We start from the raw sequence: 16,109 nt of genomic DNA, 5'->3' as shown, positions 1-16,109 counted from the left end.
CCACTCTGTCAGGCAGCTTGTCGTACGTCACGACGTTCAAGAGCAGTGGCGCCCCAGTTGAGTCGAATTTCGGTTCCCACGTGCGGCTCACGACCTGGCAATGGGCGGTCATCTCGAGAATAACGATCTTGCACACCATGGCCAGGCAGGCGGCGCCACATTCGGCCATGCCTGCCTGCCGTACGGCCCTCACCCTCGCCGGCCTCGTACGTCGTGCCATGTCCTCCCACTTTCCATCAGGGGCCCGGTGGGACATCTCCGGACCTTATGCAGGAGCCATGGGCAGGGGATGGCAAGAAGGTGGAGCGTCGATGGCAGGACGTGAGAACCACCGGTGACGGCCGCCCCGGGGAGGGGACCGAGTTCACGTCCGGCGGGCCGTCCAGGGTACGGATCGGACCAGATAGCAGGCGATGAGCGCCCAGGCCAGCGAGACGCCCAGTGCCGGGAGGGCGCCCGTCCAGAGCTCCACCCGGTCCAGCGGCGGCACCTGCGTGATCCGACCGCCGAAGAAGTCGGCTCCGAAGTATGCGGAGCGGAACAGGTCCACGAGGGGCGCGAGAGGGCTGAACCAGACCACTTGCGCGAACCGGTCCGACATGAACTCCAGAGGCAGCGTGGCTCCGCTCCCGAAGAGCAGGAGGATCAGCGGGATGAGGCTGATCACCTGCATGCTCTCCGCGGTCCGCGCGTAGCGCGTGATCCAGATCCCGAACAGGGACATGGTCACCGACGACAGGATGACCGCGAGGAGGAGCAGTTCCGGCGCCGCGGGGAACTGGCCGGCCGCCGCGATCCCGATGGCGCAGAGAATGGCCGTCACCGTGAGGACGAAGGCCAGCGTGGGGACGCACACGGCCGCGAACATGGCGCTGGCGGCGGCTCCGCCGACCCGCAGGCGCTTGAGGATGTGCTGTTCCCTGCGGACCGTGAACAGGCTGGAGACGTGCATGAGCCCCATGGTCGCCGCGAGCACGGGCATCATGGTGAACAGGCTCGCTGCCCCGCCGTCCACGTGCTCCCCCGAATCCGTGTACAGGCCCTGGGTGCTGAAGGAGATGACGGCGAGCAGAACGGGCAGGCCAGCCAGGTAGAACAGGGTGATCCGGGCCCGCCTGAGCTGGATGAACTCGGCCCGGGACAGGTGCAGGACCTGCTTCCACCAGTTCTGCTCGCGCTCGTGAATGTCGCTGGCGGAGGCGCGCTCACCGGCCACCGGTCTCCCTTTCGTTCGCGATCTCCAGGAACACGTCCTCCAGGGACGCACTGCGCACGCGGAGGTTCATGAGCCGCGTGTTCCGCTCCTCCGCCCAGTCCAGAAGCCGTTTGGACACAATGTGGGCCCATTCCCGCCGCGGAGCCGTGATCTTGTCCGCGTTCCCCCCGCCGCCGACCGTGTACACCACCCTGGTGTCCCCCCGATACTCCACGACCTCCCGGGAGGTGCCCTCCACGTCGGGCAGCCCGCCGGCGTCGAGACCGTCGGGCAGCACGAACTCAATGTGATCCCCCCATTGGGACAGGACCTCTTCCACCGTCCCTTCGACCCGGGTCCGACCGGCGTGCATGATCGCGAGGCGGTCCGAGAGCCGCTCGGCCTCCTCCAGGTAGTGGGTGGTGAGCAGGATGGTCGTGCCCTCCTGAAGAACGTCGGAGAGCACCTGCCACACGTGCTGCCGCCCCTCGGCGTCCATGCCCGTGGTCGGCTCGTCAAGGAACAGCACCCGGGGCCGGGTGACGAGGGCCAGCGCCAGGTCCAGCCGCCGTTTCTCACCGCCGGACAGGCCCCGTACCCGGACGTCGTGACGATGAGACAGGCCGACCTGCTTCAGTACCGCCTCCCGCTCCCGCGGGCGGGCGCACAGCCCTCGGGCCAGGTCCACGGTCTCATCGACCCTGAGTTCCGCGAAGGTGCCGCTGTGCTGGAGAACGGCGTTGGTCTGCGCGCGCAGGCGCGGGGGGCGGCCATAAGGGTCGACACCGAGTACCGAGACGGTTCCGCCGCTGGGCCGCATGAACCCTTCGAGGGTCTCGATGGTGGTCGTCTTGCCCGCTCCGTTGGTCCCCAGCAGGGAGAAAAGTTCGCCGGCTCCCACTGCGAAAGAAAGTCCAGAAACTGCTTCGAAATCTCCGTACCGGCAGACGAGGTCCGCCACTTCTATGGCCTTTAAATGGAGTTCATTCACCCAGCAATACCTCCAGTCGGAATGCTGAATTGAGCATTGATAACAAACAAGATCATCATACCCAAGCTGCTGCTGGCGTGCCACCTTTCTGCCTGCGGAACCCCCGTGTGCCGCCACCTCGCGGCCGATTCCATCGAAATTCCATCGGGGCAATAACAAAGATTCCAGCGCGCCGTCCTACGGTCCCTGCAAGTGTTCACGACCGCCGTACCGCGGTGAACCGGACGACGTCCGACGAGGGAAGGTCATGTCGAGAATGAGCCATCAGGAGTCAGCGGCCCCGTCCGTGCCCTCTCCGAAGAAGGCCGACTGGTGGTCCGCCCTGGCTCTGCGAGAAAGGGCCCGGATCCGTACGGCCCCCGCAGCGACGCCTTCCTTCGACACGAACGATCTCTCCGAACGCACCCTGAGCAAGTACAAGAAGTGGTGCGCCCAGCCTCCCTTCCGCGAGGACAGGAAGGTGCTCGACGAGCGCCTGGCCACGCTCGGCCTTGCCACCGACGACCTACCGCGGCTCCTCGAAGAGGCTCCGCAGGCAGTGGCCGCCAGGATCGGGCGGCCACTGCCCTGGCGGGCGGAGCTGGACGCGGCGTACGCTCCGCGCCCCGAGGAGGACGCGCCCGCACCGGCCGTTCCGGTGGATCCCCATGCGGAAGGCTTCCTCACGCTGGCCCGCCCCCTGGTCGAGCGGGGCGTGGCGCGCCTGCGGCGGGGAATCGCGCACCTGGCCGAAGGATTTCCCCTCCGGATCGACACGGAGTCCGTCGAGCGGAGCCTGACGGTCCCGCTGTACAGGGAGTTGGACCAGCTCGTCGGACGCACCGTCGTACTCGAGCTGAACGTTGCCCGGCTGGAGGGCACGCTCACCGCCGAAACCGCGCAGGGGCGTTTCGAGGAGTTCGCCCGCTCGCTCGGGGACCGCGAACGCGCGCGCGGCCTGCTGACCGAGTATCCGGTACTCGCGCGCCTCATCACCGAGCGGGTGGACCAGTGGGTCCGGCACTGCCTGTCCCTGCTGACGGATCTTGCCCGGGACTGGGCCGAGATTCGCGCACGCGTGCCGGTGCCGGAAGGCACCTCTGCCCTGACCGAGGTCACACCGAGGGTAGGTGACAGGCACGGAGGCGGGCGCAGCGTCAGCCTGCTGAGCTTCGACTCCGGCTCCCGGATCGTCTACAAACCCCGGTCTCTGTCGGTGGATGTGCACTTCCAGCAACTGCTGGAGTGGGTCAACCGGCGCGGTGGGACGCCTCACCTCCGGACGCTGGGCATGGTTGACGCGGGCGACCACGGGTGGATGGAGTTCGTCGAGAGTCGTCCGTGCGAGTCCCCGGACGAAGTACGGGACTTCTACCGCCGCCAAGGCGTGCTCCTGGGCCTTCTCCATGTCCTTCACGCGGTGGACGTGCACTTCGAGAACATCATCGCCGCCGGCCCTCATCCGGTCCTCGTGGACCTGGAGACGCTCTTCCACCCCAACCACTGGACGATCGGTGCCCGGGGGGTCGCGCCGGCGAACACGGCGATCGGCGAGTCGGTCATGGAGACCGGCCTGCTCCCCCGCCGCAAGTACTTCGCCGGGGACGACGAGGACACCGGGACCGAGACCAGCGGGCTGGGCGGACCCGTGGGACAGCGGACCCCGTACGCCGTCCCCTACTGGGTGAACCAGGGTTCCGACGAGATGCGCCTGGAGCGGGGCCGGCAGGTCATCAAGGACACGGGCGCCAACCGGCCCAGCCTCTCCGGCGCGGAGGTGGACGCCTCCGCCCACCTGGAGGAGGGCCCAGATCCGGGCGGTGAACAGCACGGCGGCCGGTGCCTGGACGACGTCAGCCACCTTCACGCCGAGCTCCGTCCCTGGCGGCAGCCAGCAGTACATCGAGGCGGTTCGCCAGTACCAGCAGGCCAGGAACGAACTGGCGCAAGGCGACAGCCCGACGGTGGATCAGGCTCTCGCAGGCAAGACGCGGGCGACACTGATCCGCGCGAGTCTCCACGCGGAGGGCGCCGACCTGATAGACCTGGCCGCCCAGTCCTCCCAGCAGGGATTCAACCGGACCAGCGTGGCTCTTACGCAGGACGACGTGCTCGTCTCCTTCAACGCCGGCACCAATCAGGTCACCGTCCACGCGAACGTCAAGGAAACTGTCCGCACCACCATCGAGGCCGGCACCGCGAACGAGGAGACCAGCGACGACTCCAGCGTGCTGGCACGGGCCTTCGTGTTCGACGCGGCCACGGGCAGGACTGGACTGCTACGTTCGCAGGCGGCGGGCGCTGACCGACCCGAGGGCCGGGCTGGAGAGGTGAACGCCCTGCCCACGGGCACCTCGGTGCCGTCGTTGCCCGGCGACGCGGTGCCCTTGCCCGTTGACCAGAACGGCTATCCGGTCGAGACGGCCGGTGCCCGGCACAGCGACACCGTCGCGGCGGCGGTGAATCGTCCGGCCATCGCGACCTGGGCGGTCAACAACGCCCACAGCGAGCCGTACGACTTCGACAACGACTGTGCGAACTTCGCCTCCAAGGCCCTCTACCACGGAGGTGGGGTGAAGATGGCCGTGCCGCCGGGCGCTCTCGGCGCGCTCACCAAACGCCAGGATCCCCGCTGGTGGTACCAGTCGTGGCCTCGGCGGTACTTGAGTTCCTACTCCTGGTCCGCCGCGCACAACTTCTACCTGCACTTCGTCAAGACGCGAGGGCGGGCGAGCTGGGTCAGCTCGTGGGCGAACGTCCGAGTCGGTGACCTGCTCCTGATCGACTGGCACGGTAACAACGTTTTCGGCCACGTGTCCGTAGTCAGCAAGAAGTCATCGAAATCATGGAAGGGTGTGTATTACGCCCAGCATCAGCCCACGTACCAGTGGCGATCACTCGTTGATGGAATGACCGCAGGAAAGAAGAAGTACCCCAAGACGAAGGTCTACGCGATTCGCGTCAACTGGTGAGCAGGTGCGCGAGGGCGCCTGTGCCCTCGCGCACCCCTCCCTTCTGCGAGGAAAGGACACTCCCGTGAGCGCAAATCCGACCCGACGCAGGATCGGTGCCGTCCTGGGCGCCGTAGTGCTGGTGTCCGCGCTCGGAGTCTCCGTGACCTTGGTCTGCGCCCCCTACCAGGTGTACGCGTGCCGGCTGTTCGCCGGGCCGGACCGGCAGGTCGCCTTGCCCGATCCGGGCGCCGCACCGGAGGCGATCGTACGTGCGTACCTGGAGGCGCTGGTCGCTCGCGATGTCGACACGATGCAGGAGTTGGCCGCCCCAGCATTCACCGAACGCGAACGATCCGTGATCGGGGCGCCGTACTGCAATTGGCAGCGCATCGAGGGACTGGTTCTTCAGCGGGCCGATGCCGGATGCGTGGAACGTCGCGAGTTTCGCGAGGTCGCTGCTGTATGGGGGAAGTTCCGGCTTTCGTCCCGCGAGCACAGCGGCCTGCCCGGAGACTCGGAAGGGAATGTGGACTGGGGTTATCTGCTGGGCAGGAATAACCCAGGCGAAAGATGGCGCATCTTCGACTCCGGAGCCGCCCTCTAATTACCCCCCGAAGGCCAGGACACACCCCCTGGGCTGCGGCTATAACTGGATGACGTTGTAGTGGTCGAGCCGGTCGACGGTCAATTTCAACTGGCCGTGCCGGCCGAGCTCCGAGCACTGCACAGTGTCCAGGCAGACAACGACGGCAAGCAGGCACAGGCGCCGGCGGCGCTGATCCAGGCGCTCGGATCAAGGGCATAGATCACGGCGTTGAAGTGCGGTGACTCGCTCGGCTTCAGCGGAGGCGGAGGCCACACCGAGTAGACGACACCGCCGATGGCCAACAGGACAACGAGCCAGGCGGCTGCCCGCCACGGCTTGTAGCCGAAGCCGACCGTGACGTCCTGCAGAAGGCCCCACACCCGACCGAGCAGCGCCCGATCACGCTGCTGACGCCGTTCCTTCGCGTACAGGACGGCACGGGCCTCATCGTGCTGGCCATCGGCAACGTAGGAGGCGGCGAGCTGCTCATACGGCTGCGGATGGAATTCCTCGCCGGACAGCCAGCACACCCGCTCACACGCGGAACACCGCGGCTCCGGTTACGCCCCACGTCCCGGACGGAGCCGTTCACTTCGTCATCCGCACACCTGATTGGCAGGTGCCCTACGCCATCTTCATCGACGCCGGACAGATGCGGTGAGAGCCGCCGGTGCCGGCGAAGTGATGATCTCCACCTCCCGACGTGACCTCTCCGCCACCGAGATCTTCGCCCGCCGCGACAACGTGCTCCAGGTCCTCTTCGAGAATGACACTCTTGTCTGCGCGCCCGCCCGTCTCCTGCACCCCGTACGCGACATCCCGCCCTTCGATCCCGTCCGACTCCAGGTACCGAACTGGACCGGCATCGACATCACCAAGGAGTCGCAGGGACGCACCCGCGACACCGACTCGACCCAGGCCCGGATGATCCAAGTGGTCCTATCGCGTGGCCCCTGAGACGTGGTCTCGATGACAACGGCTCTGGTGGGATCGCCGACATCGTCGCCGTCCGGGAGGCGGAGCGCGAGCTGCACATCCTGCTCATGCACTGCAAGTACTCCTCCGAGCCGCGGCCAGGCGCCCAGGTAGAGGATCTCTATGAGGACCGCGGTCAGGCCAGCAAGTCAGCCGCCTACCTGGCGACGAAATCGCACGGGCTGAGCATGAGTCGTCAGGAGGTGGGCCGGATGCACGAGTACTGCGCCTCGAACCAGTCGGCGGCGATGTCGGTTCCTGTGAAGCGTCCGATCAAGGCCAAGGCGGAGCTGACGCTCTCCTCCCGGTCAACGCGATCGTCGAAGACGTCGTCCGCGCTGATCTGGAAGCGCAGCTCCTCCATCAGATGATCGAGCGCGTATGGGTCGTCACCGAAGCGCAACTCCGGCTGGGAAGGACTGAATGAGGTCACCAGGCGTCCGTCGCGAGCGTAATGGAGGTAGTCCCGATTGCTGATGTCCATGCTGAGGCCGAAGGCCTCACGACCGCCTGTGGTGATGGACAGCAGATGGTCACGGTCGGCAGTTGCCGGCACGATGCTGATCCAGTCTCCGACCTCGGCGATCCAGAGGGATTCGTCGTCGATGTTCCGACCGAGGATCTCACTCAGGTAGCACGGGGTGCGGGTGGAGAGGTCCAACTGGTAGATCGGAGCGAGCGTGTCGAGGTCAGCGCCCTTGAGCCAGATGGCGCTGAATCCCAGCGCCCACAGGTCCATGTCGCCGTCGAGCCCTTCCGTGAAGAGGGTCGAGGCCAGAAGGTCGTGCAGGTAGGTCAGTGACTGCATTGCCGCCTCTCGAGCAGGAGGGGCATCCCACTGGATGCCCACTCCTCGAAGGTGGGTTACGGGTTATTTTTCTTGGTTGTCACGAAGAAGGCGTTACCGGGCTCGCGGCGGGCGCCGGCGCTGATCGTCTGGCGGCTGTGGACGGGCCGACCTCCGGCGGGCAGGCCGGGACCTCGGGGGGAGCAGGAACCGCCGGTCGGTGGCGAATGCGAGTCAGGACAAACGTCCCGTGTGTAGGGCCGCCCTTTGCGCCGCCCTCCGACTGGCTGACCCGGGCGGCGAGCGGTCCCGGGCCGGGGCGAGAGCTCCCGTAGAGGCCGCAGCGCTGTGGTGCGGGCCGCTCGCTGCGTCTGCCGGTCCGCTCCAACGGAGACCATGACAATCCGTAAGCTATGTGGGGACAGCCCTACGAGACGTACGTCAAGACCAAGCTGCTCCAGCCGCTCGGCATCACCCGCATGAGGCTCGGCCAGAGCCTCAGGAGCGAGGCCGCGGCCGGCGAGGTCCGCTACGAGTCGCAGTACACGAACAAAACCGTGCTGGACACCTCCGGCACCGTCGTCCCGTACCCCTACGGCGGCTGGCTGGCCTCCGCCGTGGACCTGGTCCGCTGGACCCTCGCCTTCGACCGGCCGGGCACCGTGCTGAGCTCGTCCTCGATCGCCAAGCTGGTGGCCAAGCCGGAGATCGGCGCCAACGAGTACGGCACCTGGTACGGCGGCGGCTGGTGGTGCCGCCAGGTCACCGGCCACCTCAACACCTGGCACAACGGCTCGATGCCGGGCACGTACACGTACCTGGCGCGGCTGCAGAACGGGTTCAGTTACGCCCTGCTGCTCAACCGGCGCGAGGAGAGCGGGTCGCTCGACTACGACGGGATCGACGACGACATGAACAAGGTGACCGTGTCCTCCTGGCCCACCACCGACCTGACCTCGAAGTACTTCTGAGCTGCGCGATCGCTCCCCCAGGCTCAGGCCCTGTGGTCCGGCGGTGTGTTCAGGAGTTCGCGGGCCAGGGCTTCGCCCCACCACCGCTCGACCCGGTCCGGGGACCAGCCGCGTTCGGCGGTGAGCGTGGTGTAGACGTCAATGCTGCACAGGCCCGCGTAGATGTCGGCGGCAGTCCGCACGTCCAGGCCCGGGCGGAGGGTGCCGGTCTGCCACGAGGAGAACACCGCCACGCGGGTCTCGTCGGCGCGGGCACGGCTCTCGCGGTAGAGGGCGGCCAGTTCCGGCTCCGTACGGGCGGCTTCGCGCAGGGGCACGATGACGTCTCCGGCGTGTTCGAACAGCCGCCGGTCGAAGGCCGCCATGACCGCGAGTTGCCGCTCGGGCGTGGCCTGCGGTGCCTCCAGTTCGGCGAGTTGCCGGGAGGGGTCGGCGGACAGGCCGGCGGCGTCCACCAGCGCCCTGGTCAGGCCGGCTTTGTTGCCGTACACGGAGTAGACCGTCGGCACGGAGACTCCCGCCTCGCGGGCGACGTCGCGTACGGTGGTCGCCGTCCATCCCCGCGCGACGAAGAGCCGGCGCGCGGCCTGGGCGATCTCGGCGCGGGTCTCCATCGCCTGTGCCGTGCGGCGGAGCGAGTCGTAGCGGCGCCGGGTCCCCTCTGCGCTCATGACGGGTAGCGTAGAGGAGGCTATCGCAGCAGCAGGGACAGGCTGTACGCCACTGTCCAGGTGATCCAGCCCAGCCACCCGATCAGCCCCGCCGGGCCGAGGCGGTTGCCGCCCTCGACGTTGTACGGGGCGGCGAGCGAGGCGACGAGAAGCAGCGCGGCGCTGAGGTATCCGAGGCATGCCTGCCAGAGGGGAACGAGACCGCCACCGACGCCGGCGGCGGTGAAGCCGAGCAGCGCCATGGCCAGGAATGCCTGGTTGAACCCGAACAGCACGTTGCTCATGCCCCACAGGCCCGCCATGGAGCCGTGTCCGTGGCGGGCGGCGGTGGCCATGCCGAACCGGAGCGCCTCGACGCAGGTGAACGTCGCGTTCTGCAGCAGCACTCCGGCGAAGCCCACCAGCGCCCACGCCCTCTGATCGGCGCTTCCGTCCCACAGCACCGACAGCAGCCCGGCCGCGAAGAGCGTCAGGCACAGCCACGTCACCGGTACGAGCACCGACGGCTTCTTCAGCGCGTCCGCGACCTTCTCGTACGAGTCGGTGGCCGCTTCCAGGCCCTTGCCCGACGTCGGCAGCGGGAGGCCGGAGCGGAGGTAGAGGACGTTGACGGCGACTCCGACGAGCACGAACCCGATCCCGCCCAGCCCTGACAGAACCATGAACCCCATGCCGGCGCTCCCCTGCTATTGAGTTAACGCTACTTATAATGAATATATAGCACGTCAATCGCAACGATGTCGTACGCGTTCGGCACAATGTCCGGTCTGTGTGCCGGTATCGAGTGGCAGGTGATCAGACCGCGACCGGAGCGCGCTGCTGCTGGGCGGCGGACAGCGCCGGGTAGTCGGTGTAGCCGAGTTCGCCGCCCCCGTACCAGTGCTCCATGCGCACCGGGTTGAGCGGTGCGCCGCGGCGGAACCGTTCGACCAGGTCGGGGTTGGCCAGGAAGGCGCGGCCGAGCGAGATCAGGTCGGTGCCCGCCCCGAGCAGCCGCTCCCCCGCGTGCCTGCCGCCATCGGCGGGGAACGGGGCCGGCCAGGGCAGCGACGGGTTGGCGATCAACGCCGCCGGCCAATCGGCGCGGATGCGGTGGAACAGGGGCTGGGCGGGGTCGGCGAACACCACGTGCAGGTATGCCAGGCCCTTGTCCGCCAGCGCGCCGACGAGCGCGGGGTAGACGTGCTCGATGTCGTGCTCGCGCATGGCGTTGGCCGTGACACCGGGTGCGATGCGCAGGCCTACCCGGCCGGGACCGATCGCGTCGGCGACGGCCTCGACCACCTCGACCGCGAAGCGGATGCGGCCGGCCACCGAGCCGCCGTAGGCGTCGCCGCGCCGGTTGGTGACGTCCGAGAGGAACTGGTGGATGAGGTACCCGTTGCCGCCGTGCACCTCCACCCCCTCGAACCCGGCGTCGATGGCCCGCCGGGCGGCGGCGGCGAAGTCGTCCACGGTGGATCGGATCTCCGCGACGGTCATCTCGCGGGGCACGACCCCCGGCCTGGATCCGCCGGGCGTGTGGATCGGGTCGGAGAAGGCCACCGGCGAGGGCGCGACCGGCGTCAGCCCGCTGGTGTCCGGGTGACCGATCCGGCCGCCGTGCTGCAACTGCAGGAACATCGTGCCGCCCGCGGCGCGCACCGCCCCGGTCACGCGCCGCCAGCCGGCCACGTGCGCGTCGTGGTAGATGGCAGGAATATCGGGATAAGTCTGCCCGACCGCGTTCGGTGTGGTGGCCTCGGCGATGATCAATCCGGCGGACGCGCGCTGGGCATAGTACGTCGCCATGATCGGCGTGGGGACGCCGTCGGCCGACGCGCGGTTACGCGTCAGCGGCGCCATCACCAGCCTGTTGGGGAGGTGGAGGGAGCCGAGCCTGGCGGGTTCGTACAGGCGGGAGGTCAACGCTGAGCCGGTCATGGTCCTGGTCCGATCTCTCGATGTGGTGGGGATGGGTCCGACTGTGCTCCTGAGCGCTTCGGAGCGGCTGATGGTCCGCTGACGGTCCGCCGGCCGGCGCTGTGTACGGTGATCGCTGTGTGGTTCGGAGTGCTTGGTCCGCTGGCGGTGCGGGACAACGAGGGCCGGCCGGTCAAGGTTCTCGAAGTCAAGGTCAGGGCGCTGCTCGCCGATCTGCTCATACACGAGGGGCGGCCGGTCACCGCCGATCGGCTCATCGACGACCTGTGGGGGGCGCAGCCACCGGGCAACCCCGCCAACGCCCTGCAGGCCAAGGTCTCCCAGCTGCGCCGGGTCGTCGGGCGCGACCGGGTGGCCTACCAGGCGCCGGGCTATCTGCTGCGCCTCGGCCCGGCCGACGAGGTGGACGCGGACCGGTTCCTGGCCCTGGTGGCCGGGGCCCGCTCCGCCGACCCTGCGGCGCGGGCCGCGCTGCTCGCCGAGGCGCTCGAACTGTGGCGCGGTCCGGCATACGCCGACTTCGCCGACGAGGAGTTCGCCCGCGCGGCGGCGCACCGTCTGACCGAGCAGCGCCTCGCCGTCGTGGAGGAGCAGGCCGAGAGCCGCCTGGCCGCGGGTGACCACCTCTTGCTCACCGGGGAACTCGCCGCCCTGGTGGCCCGCCATCCGCTGCGTGAACGGCTGCGCGCCGTTCAGCTCCGGGCCCTCTACCTGGCCGGTCGCCAGGGCGAGGCGCTGGCGTCGTACGAGGAGTTACGTCACCGGCTGGCGGACGAGCTCGGCGTCGACCCCAGCCCGGAGCTGGCCGCGCTCCACCAGGCGATCCTGCGCCAGGACGCGTCGCTCGGCCCGCCGCCTGGGGTTCCCGATCGGCTGCTGTCGAATCTTCCCGCCCAGCTCACCGCTCTGGTCGGGCGCGGGCCTGCTCTGGAGGAGGTCGACCGGCTTCTCGGCGGGGCCCGCCTGGTCACGTTGATCGGGCTGGGCGGGGTGGGCAAGACGCGGGTCGCGGTGGAGGTGGCGGCACGGATCGCGGCGCTCGAGGACTCGTCGCGGGCCGCGCGCTTCCCGGATGGGGTGTGGCTGGTCGAGCTCGCCGACCAGCGCGGGGGCGTCGCCGATCTCGCGCAGGCGGTCGCGGCCACGCTCGGCCTGAGCGGCGACGTCCCGGGCGGTACGCCGGGCGCCGGAACGGCCAGGGCACCCACCGATCGGCTGGTCTCCGCCCTGCGCGAGCGCCGGATCCTGCTCGTGCTCGACAACTGCGAACAGGTCGTCGAGCCGGCCGCCGAGCTCGTGGACCTGCTGCTGCGCGCGGCGCCGGGAGCGAAGGTCCTGGCCACCAGCCGGGAGCCGCTCGGCCTGGCGGGCGAGACCGTGTACCTGGTCGAGCCGCTCCAACCGGCCGACGCGATCCGGCTGTTCACCGAGCGGGCCTCCGCGTCCGCCCCGGGCTTCGTCCCCGACGGCGAGAACCGCGAAGCGGTGGCCGAGATCTGCCACCGCCTCGACGGTATCCCGCTCGCGCTCGAACTGGCGGCGACCCGGGTGCGGGGCCTGGGAGTGCGGGAGCTGGCGGCGCGGCTCGAGAACCGGTTCCGGGTGCTCACGACCGGACAGCGGACCGCCCCGGCACGGCAGCAGACCCTGCGAGCGGTGATCGACTGGAGCTGGGAGCTGCTCAGCGAGCCGGAGCGGATGGTGCTGCGCCGCCTGGCCGTGTTCGCCGGCGGTTGCACGCTGGACGCGGCCGAAGCGGTGTGCGCAGGGGCAGGAGTGGCCCGCGACGAGGTGCTCGACCTGGTGACGCGCCTGGTCGACCGATCCTTGGTCGTCATGACCGGCAGCCCTGCGGGGCCGCGCTATCGGCTGCTCGAATCGGTGGCCGCGTACGCGAGGGAGCGGCTGCGCGAGGCCGGCGAACTCGCCGACGTGCGCGAGCGGCATCTGCACCACTACCTGGACCTCGCCGAACAGGCCGAGCCCCAGCTCCGCGGCGCGCGGCAGCAGGCGTGGCTCGGCCGCCTCGACGCCGAAGCCGCCAACGTCCGGTCGGCGCTCCAGGAGGCCGTCTCCCCGGATACAGCCGTCCTTTCAAGCGCGGCTGCCGTGGGAGACGGGGCTGCCGTCCGGCTGTCCACCGCTCTCTGCTGGTGGTGGCTGCTGCGTGGCCGGCTGAGCGAGGGCCGCCGCGCCCTGTCGGCGGTGCTCACCCTCGCCCCCGAAGCCGCCGGCCTGCGCGTACTGGAAGGCGCGTTCACGCTGCTGACCGGCGACCGCTCCCGCCCAGAGCTGCCGCCGCACGAGGAGATCACCGATCCGGTACGGCGGGGCCGGGCGTTGTGGTTGTACGCGTACGGCCTCTTTCACGCCGGACTCCCCGACGCGAGCGAGGAGGTCAACGCCCGGGCGCAGGGCCTCCTGGCCTCCGACGGCTGGGGCACCGCGGCCGTACTCGGGCTGCGCGCCATGAACGCACTGGCTCGTGGCGACCTCGGCATCGTCACCCGCGACGGCCTGCGCAGCGCCGAGCTCTTCCACGAGCTCGGGGACCGCTGGGGCGAGTTGCAGACCGTGTCACCGCTGTCCACGCTCGCCGAGATCAAGGGCGACTACACCGAGGCGGCCCGCCGCCAGAGCGAAGGGCTGCGCATCGCCGAGGAGCTGGAGCTGGCGGCGGAGGTCGCCGCCCGCCTGTCCGGGCTGGGCCGGCTGGCGCTGCTCTCCCATGACTGGGATCGCGCCCGTGAGCTGCACGAACAGGCCCTGCGGCGGGCCGTGGACCAGGGGTACGTCTACGGCGAGGTACACGCGGTCATGGGGCTCGCCCTCGGGGCCCGCCGGTCCGGTGACCTCGGCGCGGCGGAGACGTACCTGGCCCGGCTCCGCGACGAGCTCGTGTCCTCGGCGGCCGGCGAGCACCTGCTGCTGGTCGAGCTGGGTTTCACCGCCGAGCTGCGCGGGGACGCGGCGCGAGCCGCGGACAGTCAGCTGCGTGGGCTGGAGGTCGCCCGTTCGATCGGGGAGCCGCGCGCCGTGGCCCTGTCCTTCGAGGGATTGGCGGGCGCGGCGGCACTGTCCGGGGACGCGGATCGAGCCGAGAGCGCGACGCTGCTGCTCGGCGCGGCGGACGCGGCGCGGCGAAGCGTGGGCGCGCCGCTGCCGCCCGCCGAACGTGGTGACGTGGATCGCATCATGGCGGTGACGAGGGCCGTCCTGGGTGAGGCCGCGCACGCCGAGGCGTTCCTGCGTGGCACGGAACTGTCCCCGGAGGAGGCCGCGGACCTGGCCCGTACCGTGCTGGCCGAAGCGTCCTGAACGTCCCGATTGCGGGGGATGTTCGACTGCGGTGACCTCTGGCTCCGGCTACAGCTGGATGATGTCGTAGTGGTCGAGGCGGTCTACCGTCAGTTTCAGCTTGCCGTGCCGGCAGGAGAATGCCGGCGACTTCGACTGCGGGAAATCCGGCGAGACCAGCGAGACGCGACGCGGGCAGGAGCCGAGGTCAGCCTCCACGGTGAACCCTGACTGGGGTGTGATGCCCTGGTCGTAGTTGTGGTTGACGAGGTGGAGGGAGCGTTTTCCGGTGCCACGCTGCACGAGCAGGCTCGCCGCGACGTGGGCGGCGCTGACCCGTACCGCCTGGGTGCTGATCGCGTTGTCGCTGAAGATCGCGCGGTGGTCCTTGTAGAAGCGGGTGTAGGTCTTGAAGAAGTCCATCATTCCGAGGTCCGTGGCGGTGGGGCTGCCGACGGTGTCCTTCAGGTGGAAGGCGGGGAAAATGCCGTTCGCGTACGCCTCGGCGCCGAAGATCTGCCAGTAGTCCTTCTTCTCCCGCAGCGGCAGGTTGAGGTAGCTGGTCATCATGTCGTTCGGCCAGTCGATGAACACGACGACAGGCACGTGGCCCGCGATCCTGGCGCTCTGCTCCTTCAGATAGCGGTACTGCGACTGGAGCGACTTGGCGCCGTTGAGATGGCCCTCCACCACCGGCACATAGTCGGCGCCTCGGAAATCGGGTGTCTGCTCGTCCGGATTCCACGGGTACATGCCGACGCTGTTGAAGTCCACATAAGGCCACAGCCCGTTCGAGGAGATGAGAATGCCCCGGTGCCGGGTGCGCCAGGAATACGCCCGCGTCTTGTCGACCAGCTCCTTCCAGTACCGGCGGAGGTACGTGGCGGTGAACGACGTGTCCTCGGCGTACATGCGGTTGGCGACCACCCGGCCCCACTCGGCGGCGAGCGGGTTCGCCGCGTTCAGGGGGTCGCGGTTCCAGCCGCCGGCCCGCAGGTAAGTGCGGTAGTCGAAGCTGGACGGCAGGTCGCGGCGGAGGAGGTTGTCGTCGGTCATGCCGAAGCGCGACTTCCAGTCTGCGGCGGTGAAGGCCGGATACTTCTCCAAGAGGTACCGGTTGAAGTCGGCGAGCGCGTAGTCGTCGAAGCCCTCGTTGCCGTTGAAGCCGTATTTCGACCCACCGCTGAATCCGGCGTTGATCTCGTCGAAGTTGAGCCCGTCGACTCCGCCGTCCACCTGGATGCGCGCCCAGGACAGGAGGTACTCGCGATATCTGGGATTGAAGATGTTGCCCCGCCGCGCCGGCTCAGGAAATCCGAATTCGTCATGGGGCACCGGATTGCCGTCCGCGTCGCGCGTTGACATGTCGTCGAAGATCTCGGCAGTGGCGAAGTCCTTCGGGAAGATCACGCTCGCCGTACCGCTGCCCATGAAGGTGATGCCCTTGGCGTGGTAGCGATCGATCTGCGTGAAGTCGTAGTCGGCCGCCTCGTCCCCCGCTGTGGACCACTTCCCGATCGCGCGGATGGTGGTGTCCGGGTCGAGCTCGTAGACCTGCGGGTCCTCCTCGTGCACGTCCGACTGGCTGAACCCGTACACGACGAAGTCCCCGACGGCGCCCGCGGCCGGCGCCGGCTGCCCCAACGCCGCGAGCGCCACCGCCACCATGCCCGCTGACCAGCGCAGTACCCAAGATCGCCGTGGCATCATGTCCCCCTGGGGGCTGCGGCGCTGCTCCATCGGCAGATGTTTTGGGAAGCGTATGTCCGGGTCCTCGATA

At 69.0% G+C, this 16,109-nt stretch carries 13 protein-coding genes and 1 pseudogene; 6 read left to right on the top strand and 8 right to left on the bottom strand.

The window, feature by feature from the left end:
* Positions 1-364: 364 nt before the first annotated feature.
* A complete protein-coding gene (locus ACBJ32_RS47480; protein WP_375132480.1) occupies positions 365-1,216 on the bottom strand; it encodes an ABC transporter permease in 852 nt (283 codons plus the stop codon).
* A complete protein-coding gene (locus tag ACBJ32_RS47475) occupies positions 1,206-2,156 on the bottom strand; it encodes an ABC transporter ATP-binding protein (RefSeq protein WP_375132479.1) in 951 nt (316 codons plus the stop codon). Before ACBJ32_RS47475 ends, ACBJ32_RS47480 begins: the two co-directional genes overlap by 11 nt.
* A gap of 277 nt (positions 2,157-2,433) precedes the next feature.
* Here ACBJ32_RS47475 and lanM point away from each other — a divergent pair.
* From lanM to ACBJ32_RS47460, 3 genes and pseudogenes are all read left to right on the top strand, one after another.
* Positions 2,434-3,909 (top strand): annotated as a pseudogene (gene lanM, locus ACBJ32_RS47470) (type 2 lanthipeptide synthetase LanM); the annotation flags it as partial.
* Positions 3,910-3,985: 76 nt separating this feature from the next.
* Positions 3,986-5,137, top strand: a complete 1,152-nt coding sequence (locus tag ACBJ32_RS47465; protein ID WP_375132478.1) for an amidase domain-containing protein — start codon at positions 3,986-3,988, stop codon at positions 5,135-5,137.
* 64 nt (positions 5,138-5,201) lie between these two features.
* Positions 5,202-5,723 (top strand): hypothetical protein, encoded by a 522-nt coding sequence (locus ACBJ32_RS47460; RefSeq protein ID WP_375132477.1) that lies wholly within the window; start codon positions 5,202-5,204, stop codon positions 5,721-5,723.
* An 86-nt stretch (positions 5,724-5,809) separates the two neighbouring features.
* Here the strand turns inward: ACBJ32_RS47460 and ACBJ32_RS47455 are convergent, their stop codons facing one another.
* Complete coding sequence (locus tag ACBJ32_RS47455) at positions 5,810-6,235, bottom strand: hypothetical protein (RefSeq protein ID WP_375132476.1); 426 nt, start codon at positions 6,233-6,235, stop codon at positions 5,810-5,812.
* Positions 6,236-6,389: 154 nt separating this feature from the next.
* Between ACBJ32_RS47455 and ACBJ32_RS47450 the strand changes: the two genes are divergently transcribed.
* Complete coding sequence (locus ACBJ32_RS47450) at positions 6,390-6,662, top strand: hypothetical protein (RefSeq protein ID WP_375132475.1); 273 nt, start codon at positions 6,390-6,392, stop codon at positions 6,660-6,662.
* Positions 6,663-6,876: 214 nt separating this feature from the next.
* On the opposite strand, the gene ACBJ32_RS47445 is transcribed toward ACBJ32_RS47450, so the two are convergent.
* The gene (locus tag ACBJ32_RS47445; RefSeq protein WP_375132474.1) at positions 6,877-7,530 is read right to left on the bottom strand and encodes a DUF6461 domain-containing protein; all 654 of its coding nucleotides are present in this window, start codon (positions 7,528-7,530) and stop codon (positions 6,877-6,879) included.
* Between the two features lie 350 nt (positions 7,531-7,880).
* Here ACBJ32_RS47445 and ACBJ32_RS47440 point away from each other — a divergent pair, with 350 nt between their 5' ends.
* The gene (locus ACBJ32_RS47440; RefSeq protein WP_375132473.1) at positions 7,881-8,438 is read left to right on the top strand and encodes a serine hydrolase; all 558 of its coding nucleotides are present in this window, start codon (positions 7,881-7,883) and stop codon (positions 8,436-8,438) included.
* A 23-nt stretch (positions 8,439-8,461) separates the two neighbouring features.
* Here the strand turns inward: ACBJ32_RS47440 and ACBJ32_RS47435 are convergent, their stop codons facing one another.
* The 3 genes from ACBJ32_RS47435 to ACBJ32_RS47425 all read right to left on the bottom strand — a co-directional run bounded on the left by ACBJ32_RS47435 (position 8,462) and on the right by ACBJ32_RS47425 (position 11,032).
* Complete coding sequence (locus tag ACBJ32_RS47435) at positions 8,462-9,109, bottom strand: TetR/AcrR family transcriptional regulator (RefSeq protein ID WP_375132472.1); 648 nt, start codon at positions 9,107-9,109, stop codon at positions 8,462-8,464.
* Positions 9,110-9,129: 20 nt separating this feature from the next.
* A complete protein-coding gene (locus tag ACBJ32_RS47430; protein ID WP_375132471.1) occupies positions 9,130-9,780 on the bottom strand; it encodes a hypothetical protein in 651 nt (216 codons plus the stop codon).
* A gap of 124 nt (positions 9,781-9,904) precedes the next feature.
* Positions 9,905-11,032: an alkene reductase gene (locus tag ACBJ32_RS47425; RefSeq protein WP_375132470.1), complete on the bottom strand. Its 1,128-nt coding sequence runs from the start codon at positions 11,030-11,032 to the stop codon at positions 9,905-9,907.
* Positions 11,033-11,149: 117 nt separating this feature from the next.
* On the opposite strand from ACBJ32_RS47425, the gene ACBJ32_RS47420 reads away from it, so the two are divergent.
* The gene (locus tag ACBJ32_RS47420; protein WP_375132469.1) at positions 11,150-14,350 is read left to right on the top strand and encodes a BTAD domain-containing putative transcriptional regulator; all 3,201 of its coding nucleotides are present in this window, start codon (positions 11,150-11,152) and stop codon (positions 14,348-14,350) included.
* A 48-nt stretch (positions 14,351-14,398) separates the two neighbouring features.
* Here the strand turns inward: ACBJ32_RS47420 and ACBJ32_RS47415 are convergent, their stop codons facing one another.
* Positions 14,399-16,069, bottom strand: a complete 1,671-nt coding sequence (locus ACBJ32_RS47415) for a hypothetical protein (RefSeq protein WP_375132468.1) — start codon at positions 16,067-16,069, stop codon at positions 14,399-14,401.
* Between the last annotated feature and the right edge of the window lie 40 nt (positions 16,070-16,109).

It is taken from the genome of Nonomuraea sp. GTA35, from assembly GCF_041950525.1.
Taxonomy (GTDB): domain Bacteria; phylum Actinomycetota; class Actinomycetes; order Streptosporangiales; family Streptosporangiaceae; genus Nonomuraea.
This window is presented reverse-complemented; position numbering and strand designations above follow the sequence as displayed.

Bases quoted from the DNA above. Each gene is read 5' to 3' on its own strand.
- ACBJ32_RS47450 (WP_375132475.1), top strand. From the start codon at position 6,390: ATGATCTCCACCTCCCGACGTGACCTCTCCGCCACCGAGATCTTCGCC.
- ACBJ32_RS47440 (WP_375132473.1), top strand. From the start codon at position 7,881: ATGTGGGGACAGCCCTACGAGACGTACGTCAAGACCAAGCTGCTCCAG.
- ACBJ32_RS47435 (WP_375132472.1), bottom strand. From the start codon at position 9,109: ATGAGCGCAGAGGGGACCCGGCGCCGCTACGACTCGCTCCGCCGCACG.
- ACBJ32_RS47430 (WP_375132471.1), bottom strand. From the start codon at position 9,780: ATGGGGTTCATGGTTCTGTCAGGGCTGGGCGGGATCGGGTTCGTGCTC.
- ACBJ32_RS47425 (WP_375132470.1), bottom strand. From the start codon at position 11,032: ATGACCGGCTCAGCGTTGACCTCCCGCCTGTACGAACCCGCCAGGCTC.
- ACBJ32_RS47415 (WP_375132468.1), bottom strand. From the start codon at position 16,069: ATGGAGCAGCGCCGCAGCCCCCAGGGGGACATGATGCCACGGCGATCT.